This window comes from uncultured Thiocystis sp., assembly GCF_903866365.1.
Lineage (GTDB): Bacteria > Pseudomonadota > Gammaproteobacteria > Chromatiales > Chromatiaceae > Chromatium.
In genome coordinates this window covers 1-14,374 of record NZ_CAIPNF010000415.1, presented here as the reverse complement: position 1 = coordinate 14,374, position 14,374 = coordinate 1, and the positions used below count along the sequence as shown (strand labels likewise).

Below are 14,374 nucleotides of genomic sequence, written 5' to 3'. Positions count from 1 at the left end.
GGACGCATGGCGCTGATCGTCGATGGCCTGGGCGAGGCGCTCGGTCAGACCGATCTGCCGGTCGACGCCGCGCAGGATCAAAGGGCCAAAGTCAGAAGACATGGCCCCGCCGTCGAAGTCGGCCCGCACGGTCAGTCCGTCGACGGGAGGAAATCGCAGCGGCTCTTGGGTAAACTGGGACATGGGCGACCTCGTTTAGCTTCTCCGAAGCGTTCTTGGAGGAACACCAATTTTATCAATTGGTTAAACGAGTGTCGCCCGTTTTTATGAATAATCCGGGTTAAGTCAATCGTTTGTATTAAGACGATTCAGCGTGATTGAGTTGGGAAATTTCTGCCAACGGCTCGTTTGCTGACAGGCACGGACAGCCTTTGGTCAGCTCTCCTGCGTTACCTTGCACCCATGCCTATCCGGTTGCCTCCCACAGGCAGCCAGCCTACTCTGTGCGGATGCCGACCGATCTGCCGCAGGATTTGACGACGCCGAAGTCCCTTCCCGACTTCCAGCGCGTTTTCCCGAACGAAGCGGTCTGTATCGACTACCTGTACAGGCGCCGCTTTCCCAACGGCTTCGAGTGTCCTCGCTGCGGCGGCACTGGAGAGCCGTTTCGCTTTAGCAATCGACCTGGGGTTGTCCGCTGCCGGGTCTGTCGGCGTGACACCAGCTTGACCGCGAACACCGTCATACACCGGAGCAAGGTTTCCATCTCCACTTGGTTTTGGAGCGCCTATCTTGTGACGCATGGTCCCCCGGGAATGAGCGCCCTCCAGTTCCAGAAGTGGCTGGGCCTGTCTCGCGATGAGACAGCCTTCCAAATGCTCCACAAGCTGCGCGCGGCGATGGTGCGCCCTGACCGGGACTTGATCGGCAGTCAGTACCCCGTTGAGGTGGACGAGACGCTGGTGGGCGGCGCGACGCAGGGTGAGGGCAAAGGCGTCCACCACAAGACGCTGGTCATCGGCGCCGTTGAAGTTCATCCACGTCAAGCCATTCCGTTCGCGGGCGAGGATCCGAACTTGATCAGAGGGCAGGCGGGCGAGGAAGCGAAAGGCGCGGCGCGAAAGGGCATCCGCCGGAAGGCAGAGCCGACGTCCGCCAAAGGGGGGCATGGCCGGAGTGTCGTAGCGGGACGACTCAGGCTTCAGGTCGTCGCCAACCGGAAGCAGGAAACGCTGGTCCCGTTTGTTCTGGCGACCGTGCAACCCGGAGCGATGGTGCGGACTGACGGTTGGACTGGGTACGATCCACTTGAGGTCGCCGGGTATCGCCACGACCGTGTTGCCGTGCGTGGGGACCACGCCATCACCGACGCGCACCTCCCGATGATCCACATTGTCTTTGGCAACCTGGATGCCTGGCTCCTCGGCACGCATCATGGGGTCAGCTCCAAGCATCTTCAGGCTGACCTCAACGAGTTCGTCTTCCGGTTTAATCGTCGGTTCTGGCCAACGGCTGCGTTCGACGCGGTGCTAAAAATTGGAATGCAGAATGCCGGGCCGACCTATGCCGGAATCTACCAAGGCACCTGGGTTCACCCAACCAGTTCGGCGCCGCCGCTGGAGACGTAGTGGGAGGCAACCGGATAGGCATGCTTGCACCCATGGTCTCGATTCCTCGCGACCAATCTCCCCGTCAAGGCAACAGCCGGAGCGCGAACCATGAACACCTCTGCAATCCAGTATCCAGCACAGCCGAGCGCGATTGGCCTCATGCGGACACGGACTCGCCTCGTGGCCAGAGGCGTTCGCGCCCCATCCATTCGGCAACGGCTGACGGTCGTTTCACGTCGCCCGGTCGAGTCGGTCTTGTCGGTCGATGAGGCGATGGCGCGCTACCTGGCCGATCAGCCCCCGCAGCTCTATCGCGGTGGCGCCTGATCGTCGCGTCCGGGATCAAGCGATCGCCACCTTGGGAAACACCGCGGCCTTGATCTGCTCCACGCTTAGCGCCGGGACGCAGTCCGTGATGAAACGCAGCGCGTAGTCGCGCAGATAGTGGCCGCGGCGCAGCGCGAGGTAGGTGGTATTGATCTCGAACAGGCTCGGGGCGTCGAGCAACCGCAGGCCGGCATCACGCGCCGGGTGGTAGGCCGGCGCGGCGATGATGCCGACCCCGAGACCCAGTTCCACGTAAGCCTTGATGACATCGGCGTCGAGCGCCGACATCACCACATCGGGGGTAAGTCCGGCGCGGGCGAAGGCGGCATCGATGCGGCTACGACCCGTGTAGCCGTGGTGATAGGTGATGAGCGGATAGTCGGCGATCACCTCCAGCGTCAGGGGTTGGACATCGATCAATGGGTGGTCGTCCGGGACGATCAGCGCATGCTGCCATTGGTAGAAAGGAAAGGTGACCAGATCCGCTTCACCGCCCACCGCCTCGGTGGCGATACCGATATCCACCTGACCGGCGCGCAACAGGGTGACGATCTCCGTGGGGCCACACTGGCGAAGCTCCAGATGGACCTTGGGAAAGGTCTGTTTGAAGCGGGTCACCACCACGGGCAGGACATAACGGGCCTGGGTGTGGGTGGTGGCCAGGGCCAGATGGCCGGTGTCCTGCTGTGAAAACTGCTCGCTCAGTCGCTTGATATTCTGGGTATCGAGCAGGATGCGCTCGACAATGGGCAGCAGTTGCTTACCTGGTTCGGTCAGACCGAGCAGACGCTTGCCGCGGCGCACGAACAATTCCACCCCCAGTTCGTCCTCCAGATCCTTGAGGTGCTTGGAGACGCCCGATTGGGCGGTGTACAGCTCATTCGCCACCTCGGTCAGGTTGAAGTGACGTCGGACGGTCTCGCGCACGATGCGCAGTTGCTGAAAGTTCATCTCAGGCGGTCTGGTTCGGGAAGACGTGGATCCGGGAGGGAACCAGGCGCACCCGCTGCCCCTCGACCAGCCCCAAGGCGTCGACTTTCTCGCGCGGCAGGATGACCTCGTAATGGGTGGGTTCGCCGCGCCCGTCGGCATCGGGGAGGCTGTCGAGTTCCACCCGGGCGCTGGCACCAAAGGTCAGGATGCGATCCAGGATGACCTCGATGCCATGCGGCGTCGCGAGATCGGTGACGATCTCCAGTTCGTGGGGACGCGTGAAACCCACCGCGTCCGCGCCCTGGTGGATGGCGTCTCCATCATGGGGCAAGGTCGCCTCGCCCACGCGCAGATGGGTGCCGTCGATGCGGCCGTGGAAGGTATTGACCGCACCCAGAAAGCCGTAGACGAAGGGGCTGGCCGGATGCTCGTAGACCTCGGTCGGGGTGCCCACCTGCTCGACCCGGCCACGATGCATCAGCACCACCCGATCGGCGACCTCCAGCGCCTCCTCCTGGTCGTGGGTGACGAAGAGCGAGGTGATGTGCAGTTCATCATGCAAGCGGCGCAACCAGCGGCGCAGTTCCTTGCGGACCTGGGCGTCGAGCGCGCCGAAGGGCTCGTCGAGCAGCAACACCTTAGGCTCGACCGCCAGCGCGCGGGCGAGCGCGACCCGTTGGCGCTGGCCGCCGGACAACTGAGTCGGAAAGCGGTTGGCGAGCGGATCGAGCTGGACCAGATCAAGCAGGCGATGCACCCGCAGACGGATCTCGGCCTCCTTGGGCCGCGTGCGCCGGGGTCTCACCCGCAGCCCGAAGGCAACGTTCTCGAACACCGTCAGGTGGCGAAACAGGGCGTAATGCTGGAAGACGAAACCGACCTGGCGTTGGCGGACATGGGTGCTGGAGGCGTCCTCGCCGTCCAGAATGACCCGGCCAGAATCCGCGGTCTCCAGCCCAGCGATCACTCGCAGCAGCGTCGTCTTGCCGCAGCCGGAAGGGCCGAGCAGCGCGGTCAGGGCCCCGTCGGGGAAGTTGACTGACACCTGATCCAGCGCGACGAATTGGCCAAAGGTCTTGTGGATGTGCTCTACCTGGATACTCATGGAGGATTCCTTAATCGGTTGCCGTGACGCCCTGGTTGGCCTTCCATTCGATGACGGACTTCAACCCCAGGGTCACCATCGCCAGCAGCGCCAGGAGGGAGGCCACCGCGAAAGCTGCGGCGAAGTTGTACTCGTTGTAGAGGATTTCGACATGCAGCGGCAGGGTGTTGGTTTGCCCGCGGATATGACCGGAGACCACGCTCACCGCGCCGAACTCACCCATCGCGCGGGCGTTGCAGAGAATCACCCCGTAGAGCAGACCCCACTTGATGTTGGGCAGGGTGACCCGCCAGAAGATCTGCCAGCCGTTGGCCCCGAGCACCACCGCCGCCTCTTCCTCCTCGCGGCCCTGCGCCTCCATCAGCGGGATCAGCTCGCGGGCGACGAAGGGGAAGGTCACGAACACCGTCGCCAGCACCAGTCCGGGAACCGCGAAGATGATCTTGATGTCGTGCTCGAACAGCCAGTCTCCGAACCAGCCCTGGGCGCCGAACAGCAGCACGAAGATCAGACCCGCGATCACGGGCGAGACCGAAAAAGGCAAATCGATCAAGGTGGTCAGAAACCGCTTGCCGCGGAACTCGAACTTGGCGATCGTCCAGGCGGCGACCACGCCGAACACCAGGTTGAGCGGCACCGCGATGGCGGCGACCAAGAGGGTCAGGTAGATCGCCGACAGGGCATCCGGATCGGTCAGGGCCGTGACATAGGTGAACCAACCCTTGCGCAGCGCCTCGGCGAAGACCGCCAGCAGCGGCATCAGCAGGAACAGGACGAAGAAGCTCAGGGCCGCGCCGAGGATCAGACGCCTGACCCAGGGCGCCTCGCGCGTGGCGGCATTGGTTTCATAGCGGCGGGCATCGACCCGCGCGTGCAATACACCGGCGACGGCGGCCATCAGCGATTCCTCCCGGTGCGTTTGGCACTCCAGGCCTGCAACAGATTGATGAAGAGCAGCATGAGAAAGGAAAAGACCAGCATCACCACCGCCACCGCAGTCGCGCCCACGTAGTCGTACTGTTCGAGCTTGGTGATGATGATGAGCGGGGTGATCTCGGAGATCATCGGGATGTTGCCGGCGATGAAGATGACCGAGCCGTATTCACCCACCGCGCGGGCGAAGGCCAGCGCAAAGCCGGTCAGGAGTGCCGGCAGCAGGATCGGCAGGAGCACCCGCCGGAAGATCTGCCAGCGATGGGCGCCCAGACTCGCGGCGGCCTCCTCCAGTTCGGTCTCCAGATCTTCGAGGATCGGCTGGACGGTACGCACCACGAAGGGCACGCCGATGAAGACCAGCGCCACCAGCACCCCCAATGGGGTGAAGGCGACCTTGATGCCGAGCGGCTCCAGCAGACTGCCGATCCAGCCATTGCCGGCGTAGAGGGCGGTCAGTGCGATGCCGGCCACGGCGGTGGGCAGCGCGAAAGGCAGGTCGACCAGGGCATCGATCAGCTTCTTACCCGGAAAGCGATAGCGCACCAGCGCCCAGGCCAGCATCAGGCCGAACACCGCGTTGATCGCCGCCGCCAGCAGGGAGGCGCCGAAGGAGAGCTGATAGGTCGCCACCACGCGCGGGGCGGAAACCACCGCCCAGAACTCGGACCAGGAGAGGGTCGCGCTCTTGATGAAGACCGCCGACAGCGGGATCAGCACCATCAGGGACAGATAGACGAGGGTGTAGCCCAGCGCCAGATTGAAACCCGGCAGAACCCGCGTCTGACGGGTGGGGTTGAAGAAGGTCGCGAACGTCATCAGCGATGGCCTCGGGTTTCGAAGTGAGAGTGCAAAGGTTAAAGCAACGTAGAGATACCCTGAACGAATTTAGAGTTATTTTGTTATGCGTGTCGAGCATATCGTAAAGTGGACGTTTTACTATGCTGTTCAGCGATAAGGTTTGCAGTTTTTCTTGCTTTGCGTGATGAAGCAAGGGCGGTATAGATCGACATCGCAAGTACATCCTCACCAAAAAAGGGCACGATATGATCGCTTCTTTACCCCTGAAGTCATTCCTCGCCGGTGCCGTCCTGGGCCTGTCCGCCCTCGCCACCGCGCATGGTGAAACCACCACCCTGCTCAATGTCTCCTACGATCCGACCCGCGAGCTTTACCAGGAATTCAACCCCGCCTTCGCCAAGCACTGGGCGACAAAGACCGGCGAGAAGCTCGCCATCCAACAGTCGCATGGCGGCGCCGGCAAACAGGCGCGCGCGGTGATCGACGGGCTGGAGGCGGATGTGGTGACCCTGGCCCTGGCCTATGACATCGATGCCATCGCCGAGAAGGGGATCCTGGCCAAGGACTGGCAGTCGCGCCTGCCGCTCAACAGTTCGCCCTATACCTCGACCATCGTGTTTCTGGTCCGCAAGGGTAACCCGAAGGGGATCAAGGACTGGGGCGATCTGGTCCAGGAAGGGGTCGCTGTGATTACACCGAACCCCAAGACCTCGGGCGGGGCGCGCTGGAATTATCTGGCGGCCTGGGCCTGGGCGGAGAAGGAATACGGCGGCGACGAGGCCAAGGTGCAGGACTACATCACGCGGCTTTACAAGAATGTCCCGGTACTGGATTCCGGCGCGCGCGGCTCGACCACCACCTTCGTGCAGCGTGGGATCGGCGATGTCTTCCTGTCCTGGGAGAACGAGGCCTTCCTCGCCCTCAAGGAATTTGGCGCGGATCAATTCGAGATCGTCGTACCCTCCCTGTCGATCCTGGCCGAGCCGCCAGTGACCGTTGTGGACCGCACCGTGGAGAAGAAGGGCACTCGCGCGGTGGCCACGGCCTATCTGGAGTTCCTCTATTCAAAAGAAGGCCAGGAAATTGCCGCCAAGCATTTCTATCGTCCGACCGATGCCGAGGTGGCGGCACGGCACAAAGGTCAGTTTGTGGACGTCGACCTGGTGACGATCGGTGATCTGGGCGGCTGGCAAGCGGCGCAGAAGAAGCACTTTGCCGATGGCGGCGTGTTCGATCAGATCTACTCCTCTCATTGATGAACAGGGGCGCCTCATGGGCGCCCCGCCTGGCCATCGCCTCCTCCGATTGTTGAGGGAGACCCTTATCGTTTAGGTCGAGCCCTCACAAAGCCGCGTTTCGTGTTCGGATGGTTCAAGATCATTCTCGGTTCCGAATGATGAACGCGGCGGCTCGCCCTGTGCGTTCGCTCATGCCGACATGGCCTTGAGGATGATCTCCGCCGCCTCTTCGGCCGAGACGCGGGTCGTATCGATCCGAATCTCCGGGGCCTCGGGCGGCTCATAGGGGCTGTCGAGGCCGGTGAAGTTCTTGAGCGCGCCCTGACGCGCCTGTTGATAGAGACCCTTCCGATCGCGGGATTCGGCTACCTCCAGCGGCGTATCGATGAAGATCTCTACGAATTCGCCGTCCGGGACCATCTGTCGCACCATCCGCCGCTCGCTGCGGAAGGGCGAGATGAAGGCGGTCAGGACGATCAGACCGGCATCGGTCATGAGCTTGGCCACCGCCCCGACGCGGCGGATATTCTCGACCCGGTCGGCCTCGGTAAACCCCAGATCCCGGTTCAATCCGTGGCGGACATTGTCGCCATCGAGCAGGAAGGTATGGCGTCCCAGGGCATGGAGCTTTTTTTCGACCAGATTGGCAATGGTCGATTTGCCCGCGCCCGACAAGCCGGTGAACCACAGCAGTCGCGGTTGCTGGTGCTTCAGGGCGGCATGGGCGTTCCGATCCACCTCGATGGTCTGCCAGTGGAGGTTATGGCTGCGCCGGAGGGCAAAATGGAGCATGCCGGCCCCGACCGTCGCATGGCTGAGGCGGTCGATCAGAATGAAGCCGCCCAGATCCGCATTCTCGGCATAGGGCTCGAACGGGATCGCCCGGTCTGCGGCGAGATTGCACACGGCGATGCCGTTCAAGGCCAGGGTCTTGCCAGGTTCATGGGCCAGGGTGTTGACATTGATCTGGTATTTTTCACTGGTCACGCTGACGGTCGCCAGCGTGGTCCCGATCTTCATGAAATAGGGGCGCCCGGGCAGCATCGGCTCATCGGCCATCCACACGAGGGTGGCCTCGAATTGATCGGCCACCTCCGGCGGCTGGTCGGCGATGGCGATGACCTGACCGCGCGAGCAGTCGATCTCGTCAGCCAGCGTCAGGGTGACCGACTGACCGGCGCTGGCCTCGTCCAGATCGCCGTCCATGGTCACGATGCGCGCGACGGTGGAGGTCTGGCTGCCGGGCAGGATGCGCACGGCGTCACCCGGTCGCACCCGTCCGCTGGCGATCTGGCCGGAAAAGCCGCGAAAGTCCAGATTGGGTCGGTTCACCCATTGCACGGCCAGGCGGAAGGGGCGGTCCTGCCTGCGGGAATCCTGGAGTTCCACCGTTTCCAGATGCTCCAGCAGGGTGGGGCCTGTATACCAAGGCGTGGCCGCGCTCTTGGTCGTGATGTTGTCGCCCTTGAGGCCCGACAGCGGGATGGCCAGGAATTCGCCGATGCCGATCGATTCGGCAAAGGCGCGATAGTCGTCGATGATGCGATCGAAGAGGGACTGGTCATAGTCGACCAGATCCATTTTATTGATGGCCAGCACCAGATGGCGAATGCCGACCAGATGGGCGAGATAACTGTGCCGCCGGGTCTGGGTCAGCACGCCCTTGCGCGCGTCGATCAGGATGACGGCCAGGTCGGCGGTCGAGGCCCCAGTCACCATGTTGCGGGTATATTGTTCATGGCCGGGGGTGTCGGCGACGATGAACTTGCGTTGGTCGGTGGCGAAAAAACGGTAGGCGACATCGATGGTGATGCCCTGTTCGCGTTCGGCGGCCAGACCATCGACCAGAAGGGCGAAATCGATCTCCTGCCCCTGGGTGCCGACCTTTTTCGAGTCCGCTTCGAGCGCCGCCAACTGATCCTCGAAGATCATCTTGCTGTCATAGAGCAGACGCCCGATCAGGGTCGATTTGCCGTCGTCCACGCTCCCGCAGGTGATGAAGCGCAACATCGTCTTGTGCTGATGCTGGACGAGGTAGGCGTCGATATCCCGAGCGATCAGTTCGTCGGTGTGATAAACGGGTTCGGTCATCAGAAATACCCCTCCTGTTTCTTCTTTTCCATGCTGGCGGACTGTTCATGATCGATGACGCGGCCCTGCCGTTCCGAGGTGGTGGTGAGCAGCATCTCTTGAATGATCGCGGGAAGTGTCCTGGCCTCGCTCTCGACCGCTCCGGTCAAGGGGTAGCAGCCGAGTGTGCGGAAGCGGATCGAACGCAGGGTGACCTGCTCGCCCGCCTGCAACGGGAAGCGCTCGTCATCGACCATGAGGATCAGGCCGTCGCGGATGACGGTCGGACGTGGCGCGCTGAAATAGAGCGGCACGATCTCGATCGGTTCGAGGTGGAGATACTGCCAGATGTCGAGCTCGGTCCAGTTGGACAGGGGGAAGACGCGGATGCTTTCCCCCTTGGATTTGCGTGCGTTATAGAGTTTCCACAGTTCCGGGCGCTGGTGTTTCGGATCCCAGCGATGATTGGCGGAGCGGAACGAAAAGATCCGTTCCTTGGCCCGGCTTTTTTCCTCGTCGCGGCGGGCGCCGCCGAAGGCCACGTCAAAACCATGGAGGTCGAGCGCCTGTTTCAACCCTTCCGTCTTCCAGAGATCGGTGTGCAGCGACCCATGATCGAAGGGGTTGATGCCGCGCGCGAGCGCTTCCGGATTCTGGTAGACGAGCAGTTCCATCCCCGCCTCCCGCGCGGCCCGGTCGCGCAGCCGGTACATGTCCTGGAATTTCCAGGTGGTGTCGACATGCAGCAGGGGAAACGGTGGCGGCGAGGGATAAAAGGCTTTTTTGGCCAGATGGAGCATGACGGCCGAATCCTTGCCGACCGAGTACAGCATCACGGGGTTGTCCGCCTCGGCCACGACCTCGCGCAGAATATGGATGCTTTCGGATTCCAACTGTTCAAGATGTGTCAGTTTTTTCATGCTAGGTAAGTCCGTCGTAGCGTCTCGATAGTTTTTTGCTGGTCAACTGGAGGTCAAACCAGATGGCACTGCGCTGGTCGAGTCCTCGCGTGGAGGCAGTTCGCCGGGCGCGAATGAAATCAACAAGGGAATGACCCGACGACCACGGGCGTTGTGCAATTCATGCAGGACGATCGGGCGCGCCGAGGGATCCTGTCGGTCACGCTGGATGTTCATGGGGTCGAGGTGCAGGGTGATGTGTTCGCACCAGAGCTGTCGTTCGGCCTCTCCAAGTAGCGCCGCGACGAGTATGAGATTCGCCCGCAGGACGCCGTCATCCACACCCAAGTCGTCCAACTGGCGGCTGATCGCCTTCAACTCGGCCAGCAGGGCCGCCGGGGCAGGGTGCGTCCCCGCCGCCTGCCCACCGCGCCAGCTCCCGCGTTCCAGGGTGTTTAACTGGCGGCGTAGCCGATCACGCTGACGCACGAGGTCGGTGCGTTCCAGACGTACCTCCGTGAGACGAGTCGACGCCAGGGTGAGCAGATGGTCGAAGGCCCGGCGCTTCAATTGGCGCCGTGTCTTCTGTTCACTGGTTGTCGGGTTCAGCAGGCGGTGACCGGTAAAGCTGACCGCCACCTGCGCCACTTCACGTTGCACCCTGCCATCCAACAGATCCATGCCCAGGATGTTTTTATCGACCCGCTCCGCCAGCAGCAGCGCCGTGACCCACGCAGGGTGCGTCGGACTGGCGCAGGCGTCCATGAGCGAGGCGCCTCGCCCCAAGCAATCTAACATGTCCTCCGCGGAGGCGAACACCGCGGCGAGGCGTGGTTCGTCGCTGTAGGCATGGCGCCGGACCATCAGCGGCGCAGGGATGGCGTCCACCAGCGCGGCCACATGCTCGATGGCATGGATGACCGGCGCGCGCAGGCGTTTATGGTAACCCGGCACCAATCGCAGTCGCGAATCGGTGCCGTCCACGGCGCGCTCGATGGCCGTCACAATGAGCGACTCGGGATAACGTCTGCGGGTCTTGGCACGGCCGCCGAACATGGAGTGGAAGAGTTTCACTGACCACCTCGTGGCCTGATGTGTGCCGCCGTCGTCCAACCAACCGCCGTGCGCCGGCCTGCCGATGCATGCATCAACCATGCGGTTTCCACATGAGCTTGAGCACCTTGTAACCGATGATCCAGAAGCGGATGCACTGCCAGACGACCGAGGTCCGCAGGTATCGGGTGAGTCCGGTGGGAATCGGGGGATGAGCGTCCTGTTGATAGGGGCCTTTGTTCGTGCCAGCCATGACTGTCAAGCCTCGTTGGAAGTGAATCCTGGACGTCTCAGTGCGGCAGGAAGGATCAGAACGGCCGCAGCCGTGCCTGATAGATGAAGGCGTGATGCAGGAGAAACTTCATCCAGTGCCCGGCGAGCCCGACCTCACCATAGGTGAGGGTCAGATTGCGCCCGAACCGGGGATAGGTCTCGTAATCGGGCACGACGGGAAAGACTGTCATGGTGGCGGCCGAGCCCCGCAGGACGTGCTTGCCGGTCGAGGCCATGCAGGCCGCGCCCATCGCCGCCATCGAGGCGGTGTGGGTCGGCGCGGGCGCGCCCTTGAGCAGGTCGCGGATGCTCGCCGCCACGGCCTTGCCGATCGCGGCCGAGGGCATTCCGGTGCGCGCCGCGGACGGATTGATCGGGGTGCCGTTGGGGCTCTTCATCGGCTTGCTGATGAGGTGCGGGGGCGCAAAGGCAATGCCGACGGCAAAGATGTTCGGGTATCTTGGGGTCTGATAGGTCTTGGGCCAATCCTGCTTGCTCCAGTCCTCATAGGGCTTGAGGGTATAATCGGCGTCGACCTTCATGAAGCCGCTGGGCGCAAAGAGCTGATCGGTGATGTCCGTGCCCGATGGATCGAAGGCCTTCAAACCGACCCCCGCGAAAGCGGGGATCAGCATGGCGAAATCGAATTCCAGTGTGTGATAGGTGCCGTCGAGCAATTCATAGTGGATGGTGCCCGGCTCGATCTTGGCGACATGCGCGCGGGTGATCCATTCCATGCCACGCTCGGCCATCACCGACTCGACAAAGACCTTGCCGCTGGTCACATAGCCGCCACGCGTGATGAGCACGCCACCGATGCCCAGGTCGCCCACCTCGTACTCGTTACTGAGCCACACTAACCGTGCCTGTTCGCGCACGCCAGCCTCGCGCAGGGTGTGGTCGACGTTACAGATGTACTCGAAGGTCGCACCCTGACAGGTGGCCATGCCATGCCCGGTGCCGATCACGAAGGTCCGCCGCGCGCCGGCCTGCATGGCGGCGATGTTCTTCTGTAGTTGGGCGTTTGCCGCCAGCGCATGCGCCGGCGTGCAGACCGACACCGTGTGGCCGGGTTCAGGCCCCAGACCAGGGGTGGCGCCGAAATTCAGCTTGGGTCCGGTGGCATTGATCAGATAGTCATACTCAATGGATTCGGTTTGACCGGTCCGCACGGGATCCGTGTACTCGACCGTGACAAAGGGCTTGGCGTGCTCGGCGTCGCCTTCCGGGTGAATGGACAGGGCGCTGGCCTGGCGAAAATCCACGTTCACCTTTTTGTAGATCGGCGCCAGCTCATAGGTCACCTGCTGCTCGGTCATTTCGCCCACGGCCACCCAGATATTCGAGGGCACCCAGTTCCAGGTCGCGCGCGGTGACACGACGATGACCTGATGGCGCTTGCCGACCCAGCGGCCCAGGCAACGCGCCGCCGTGTGTCCGGAAATGCCGGCCCCAAGGATAAGGATTCGTGCCATAAACAGACTCTTCGGTACGATGGAGGTGAACGGCGAACAACGGAATCGAGCAAACCGTTCGGTGTGCAGCAAGTATCGCGGGCAGCAGTCTCCCAAGAGAAACAAGTTGTTACGATAAGCTATGCACAAATAAAGAAGACGGCGTCAAATCCTCGGTCCATTGGGTGCCGAAGCGTTCGGCGCATCATGCAGACGGTCACTGGCCGCAATCGCTTGTCCACTGCGCTAACGCCTGACGCCAATGCGGCAGGTGTTCTGCTTGTTTGATCATGCCGGCCCCGACCGTGTTGTTGGTGCTCTCGTCGATGAGGATGAACGCGCCGGTGGCGCGATTCACGACGTAGGGATCGGGGAAGATCGGTTGGGCGAGCTTCAGCGTCACCCGGGCGATGTCGTTCATGGTCAGTTGCGTCGCCGGCTCGCGCTCCAGGCTGTTGACATCGAGGCGGTGCTTGATGCTGGCGACCTTCGCCCGCACCTCGCGCGTGGTGTGACGCAACAGATACTGGCGCGCGGGGGACAGCGGCGTCTCCGCCAGCCAGCAGACGCAGGCGTCGATCTCCCGGATCGCTTCCGGTGCCTCGCCGGTTTTGACGATCAGATCCCCGCGCGAGATGTCGATTTCGTCTTCCAGCAGGAGGGTGACGGACTGCTCGTGCATGGCGGTGGGTTGGCTGACCCCGCCGATCTGAATGTCCTTGATCCGACTGTCGAGTTCGGACGGCAGCACGGTCACCGGATCGCCGATGACAATCCCGCCCGCTTCCACCCGCCCCATGAAGCCACGGTAATTGTGCAGCGCCGGATTGGCCGCGTCGCGCGGACGGCAGACGAACTGCACCGGAAAGCGGAAGGATTCGGCCTGTTCGGTATGGGCAGCGGGTGCCGTCTCCAGGATCTCCAGCAGGGTCGGCCCCGTGTACCAGCCGAGCCGCTCGCCACGCTCCACCACCATGTCGCCCGTCAGGGCGGAGAGCGGGAGGAAGCGGACCGCGCCAATCCCCAGCCGCGCGGCGAAGGCGCGGTAATCGCTGCAAATCTGCTCGAAGACACCCTGGTCGTAATCGACCAGATCCATCTTGTTCACCGTCACCACCAGGTGCGGAATGCCGACCAGTCGGGCGAGATAGGAGTGGCGCCTGGTCTGGGTCAGGATCCCCTTGCGGGCATCCACCAGGATGATCGCCAGGTTGGCGGTGGAGGCGGCGGTGACCATGTTGCGGGTGTACTGCTCATGACCGGGGGCATCGGCGATGATGTAGTTGCGCGTACCGGTCGAGAAATAGCGGTAGGCGACATCGATGGTGATGCCCTGCTCGCGCTCGGCCTGGAGTCCGTCGGTCAAGAGGGACAAATCCAACTCGCCGACGCCGCGCCGCAGCGAGGTCCGCTCCATTGCGCTCAGGGTGTCGGCGAGGATGGCCTTGGTGTCGAAGAGCAGGCGCCCGATCAGGGTGCTCTTGCCGTCGTCGACGCTGCCGCAGGTAAGAAAACGCAGCAGGCCGTGGTCGATGTCCGGAAGGGGGGTGGTCGGTTAGTGCCTCCACGCCCTATATGTTGTGGTCACCACTTATAGCTCACGTTTCGGAGTTGAAGTTCGCCATGGCGATCGTCTCAGACCTCCATAGAATCAGTCTCTGCGCCCTCCAATTGGAGGGTGAACTCATCGAGTTGCAGTGCCTGAACGAAGAATCGCTGCACCTGCTCATCGATGGCG

Annotated in this window: 13 protein-coding genes and 1 pseudogene; 3 read left to right on the top strand and 11 right to left on the bottom strand. The window is 62.7% G+C overall.

The window, feature by feature from the left end:
• Positions 1 to 183 (bottom strand): transposase (locus QZY07_RS23080; protein ID WP_295408030.1); only part of this gene is annotated, 183 nt, incomplete at its 3' end.
• A 266-nt stretch (positions 184 to 449) separates the two neighbouring features.
• Here QZY07_RS23080 and QZY07_RS23075 point away from each other — a divergent pair.
• Both QZY07_RS23075 and QZY07_RS23070 read left to right on the top strand, forming a co-directional pair.
• Positions 450 to 1,568: an IS1595 family transposase gene (locus QZY07_RS23075; RefSeq protein WP_295408028.1), complete on the top strand. Its 1,119-nt coding sequence runs from the start codon at positions 450 to 452 to the stop codon at positions 1,566 to 1,568.
• Positions 1,569 to 1,658: 90 nt separating this feature from the next.
• On the top strand, positions 1,659 to 1,877 hold the full coding sequence (locus tag QZY07_RS23070) for a hypothetical protein (RefSeq protein ID WP_295408026.1): 219 nt from the start codon (positions 1,659 to 1,661) through the stop codon (positions 1,875 to 1,877).
• Positions 1,878 to 1,892: 15 nt separating this feature from the next.
• Here the strand turns inward: QZY07_RS23070 and QZY07_RS23065 are convergent, their stop codons facing one another.
• Genes QZY07_RS23065 through cysT form a run of 4 tightly spaced genes read right to left on the bottom strand, consistent with a single transcriptional unit; the run spans position 1,893 to position 5,667 of the window.
• Positions 1,893 to 2,828, bottom strand: a complete 936-nt coding sequence (locus tag QZY07_RS23065) for a CysB family HTH-type transcriptional regulator (RefSeq protein ID WP_295408024.1) — start codon at positions 2,826 to 2,828, stop codon at positions 1,893 to 1,895.
• A gap of 1 nt (position 2,829) precedes the next feature.
• Entirely contained in the window at positions 2,830 to 3,915 is a 1,086-nt protein-coding gene (locus QZY07_RS23060; RefSeq protein WP_295408022.1) for a sulfate ABC transporter ATP-binding protein, read from the bottom strand.
• Between the two features lie 10 nt (positions 3,916 to 3,925).
• Positions 3,926 to 4,813: a sulfate ABC transporter permease subunit CysW gene (gene cysW / locus QZY07_RS23055; RefSeq protein ID WP_295408020.1), complete on the bottom strand. Its 888-nt coding sequence runs from the start codon at positions 4,811 to 4,813 to the stop codon at positions 3,926 to 3,928.
• A complete protein-coding gene (gene cysT, locus QZY07_RS23050) occupies positions 4,813 to 5,667 on the bottom strand; it encodes a sulfate ABC transporter permease subunit CysT (RefSeq protein WP_295408018.1) in 855 nt (284 codons plus the stop codon). The genes cysW and cysT overlap by 1 nt, the downstream gene beginning before the upstream one ends.
• 227 nt (positions 5,668 to 5,894) lie before the next feature.
• On the opposite strand from cysT, the gene QZY07_RS23045 reads away from it, so the two are divergent.
• Positions 5,895 to 6,905: a sulfate ABC transporter substrate-binding protein gene (locus tag QZY07_RS23045; RefSeq protein ID WP_295408016.1), complete on the top strand. Its 1,011-nt coding sequence runs from the start codon at positions 5,895 to 5,897 to the stop codon at positions 6,903 to 6,905.
• Between the two features lie 171 nt (positions 6,906 to 7,076).
• Here the strand turns inward: QZY07_RS23045 and cysN are convergent, their stop codons facing one another.
• From cysN to QZY07_RS23015, 6 genes and pseudogenes are all read right to left on the bottom strand, one after another.
• Positions 7,077 to 8,978 (bottom strand): sulfate adenylyltransferase subunit CysN, encoded by a 1,902-nt coding sequence (cysN, locus tag QZY07_RS23040; RefSeq protein ID WP_295408014.1) that lies wholly within the window; start codon positions 8,976 to 8,978, stop codon positions 7,077 to 7,079.
• A pseudogene (cysD, locus tag QZY07_RS23035) lies at positions 8,978 to 9,886 on the bottom strand (sulfate adenylyltransferase subunit CysD); the annotation flags it as partial. The pseudogene cysD and the gene cysN, both read right to left, overlap by 1 nt.
• A gap of 33 nt (positions 9,887 to 9,919) precedes the next feature.
• A complete protein-coding gene (locus QZY07_RS23030; protein WP_295408012.1) occupies positions 9,920 to 10,930 on the bottom strand; it encodes a hypothetical protein in 1,011 nt (336 codons plus the stop codon).
• Positions 10,931 to 11,003: 73 nt separating this feature from the next.
• On the bottom strand, positions 11,004 to 11,162 hold the full coding sequence (locus tag QZY07_RS23025) for a hypothetical protein (protein WP_295408010.1): 159 nt from the start codon (positions 11,160 to 11,162) through the stop codon (positions 11,004 to 11,006).
• Between the two features lie 55 nt (positions 11,163 to 11,217).
• The gene (locus tag QZY07_RS23020; RefSeq protein ID WP_295408008.1) at positions 11,218 to 12,657 is read right to left on the bottom strand and encodes an FAD-dependent oxidoreductase; all 1,440 of its coding nucleotides are present in this window, start codon (positions 12,655 to 12,657) and stop codon (positions 11,218 to 11,220) included.
• Between the two features lie 196 nt (positions 12,658 to 12,853).
• The gene (locus QZY07_RS23015; protein WP_295408032.1) at positions 12,854 to 14,155 is read right to left on the bottom strand and encodes a GTP-binding protein; all 1,302 of its coding nucleotides are present in this window, start codon (positions 14,153 to 14,155) and stop codon (positions 12,854 to 12,856) included.
• Positions 14,156 to 14,374: the final 219 nt, after the last annotated feature.

Excerpts from the sequence above, each read along its gene's own strand:
- QZY07_RS23070 (WP_295408026.1), top strand. The coding sequence starts at position 1,659 with ATGAACACCTCTGCAATCCAGTATCCAGCACAGCCGAGCGCGATTGGC.
- QZY07_RS23075 (WP_295408028.1), top strand. The coding sequence starts at position 450 with ATGCCGACCGATCTGCCGCAGGATTTGACGACGCCGAAGTCCCTTCCC.
- QZY07_RS23020 (WP_295408008.1), bottom strand. The coding sequence starts at position 12,657 with ATGGCACGAATCCTTATCCTTGGGGCCGGCATTTCCGGACACACGGCG.
- cysW (WP_295408020.1), bottom strand. The coding sequence starts at position 4,813 with ATGGCCGCCGTCGCCGGTGTATTGCACGCGCGGGTCGATGCCCGCCGC.
- QZY07_RS23065 (WP_295408024.1), bottom strand. The coding sequence starts at position 2,828 with ATGAACTTTCAGCAACTGCGCATCGTGCGCGAGACCGTCCGACGTCAC.
- QZY07_RS23025 (WP_295408010.1), bottom strand. The coding sequence starts at position 11,162 with ATGGCTGGCACGAACAAAGGCCCCTATCAACAGGACGCTCATCCCCCG.
- cysT (WP_295408018.1), bottom strand. The coding sequence starts at position 5,667 with ATGACGTTCGCGACCTTCTTCAACCCCACCCGTCAGACGCGGGTTCTG.
- QZY07_RS23060 (WP_295408022.1), bottom strand. The coding sequence starts at position 3,915 with ATGAGTATCCAGGTAGAGCACATCCACAAGACCTTTGGCCAATTCGTC.
- cysN (WP_295408014.1), bottom strand. The coding sequence starts at position 8,978 with ATGACCGAACCCGTTTATCACACCGACGAACTGATCGCTCGGGATATC.
- QZY07_RS23045 (WP_295408016.1), top strand. The coding sequence starts at position 5,895 with ATGATCGCTTCTTTACCCCTGAAGTCATTCCTCGCCGGTGCCGTCCTG.